This window comes from Allobosea sp. P4_E12, from assembly GCF_056401655.1.
The window spans coordinates 1-1,035 of sequence record NZ_JBFUIY010000134.1 but is presented as its reverse complement, the minus strand read 5'-3'; the positions used below and the strand labels follow the sequence as shown (position 1 = coordinate 1,035).

The window sequence follows — 1,035 nt, the reverse complement described above, 5'->3', positions numbered from 1 at the left end:
CCGCTTGCGCGCAGTTCGTGGTGCTGTGCCGTCAGATCGGTCTGTTCGGGAGCGCCCTGGTTGCGATTGACGGCAGCAAGTTCAAGGCGGTGAACAGCCGCGACAAGAACTTCACGGCCTACAAGTCGCAGCCGAACTAAGGTTCCGCAGGCCCAGTATCCGCTCGCACAACGAGAAGCAACGCGGCGGCGGCGCAACCCTAAGCAAGTCTACATACCCAGCTACACGCTAGTTCCCTGATTATGAACGGTTATTCATGGAACAAGCGATCAAGCCAGCCGTTTAGATTTGCGGCGGGGGCCATCAAGGGAGAAGAACCATGATCAAGAATCTTGTTTTGGTCGCCGCGCTCGCCGTCGTTCCTGCGACTGCTTTTGCACAGTCGAACTCGGGCGCAGCCGGTGGAGCCGCGAGTGGCGCGGCCACAGGGGCTGTCGGCGGCGCGATCGTCGGCGGACCTGTGGGAGCAGCCGTGGGTGCCGTCGGCGGCGCTGCGGCGGGCGCTATTGTGGGCGGCATTGCGGCCGACCAGCGCACCGAATTCCGCACCTATGTCACGGAGCAGAAGGTGCCGTCGGTGGCATACCGCGAAAAGGTTATCGTCGGCGCCACGTTACCCGACACGGTGACCTATCGAGAGGTTCCGGCTCGCTATGGCAAGACCGAATATCGCTACACCGTGATTAACGGCCAGACCGTCCTGGTCGAGCCGAAGACTCGCAAGATCGTGCAGATCATCGAGTGATCAACGGGAGCCCACCCTGACAGGGTGGGCTCCTTTCGATCGGGTTCACCCTGATCAACCAAGGAGACAACGCCATGTTACGGGCAATCCTGATCGCCGCTGCTGTCGCGGCTACCGCCGCCTTCAGCGCTCCGGCGCAAGCGCAGGTCCAGTTAGAGTTCGGAATCGACCGGCCGGGCTATGATGGTCCGCGCTATCACGAGCCCCGTGGCTACCGCTTTGCCGGGGAACGGCGTGGCTTCCGAGGCCACGCTGTTCTCGACGATGACGATTGCCGCACTGTCATAAAG

At 62.0% G+C, this 1,035-nt stretch carries 2 protein-coding genes; both read left to right on the top strand.

From position 1 onward, the window contains the following. Positions 1–319: 319 nt before the first annotated feature. A complete protein-coding gene (locus tag AC1DW9_RS36685; RefSeq protein ID WP_441508370.1) occupies positions 320–745 on the top strand; it encodes a DUF1236 domain-containing protein in 426 nt (141 codons plus the stop codon). Positions 746–819: 74 nt separating this feature from the next. Further along, positions 820–1,035, top strand: a 216-nt coding sequence (locus AC1DW9_RS36680; protein WP_476855422.1) for a hypothetical protein, incomplete at its 3' end; no start/stop codon positions are given.

Coding starts and splice junctions, on each gene's coding strand:
- AC1DW9_RS36685 (WP_441508370.1), top strand. CDS start 320: ATGATCAAGAATCTTGTTTTGGTCGCCGCGCTCGCCGTCGTTCCTGCG.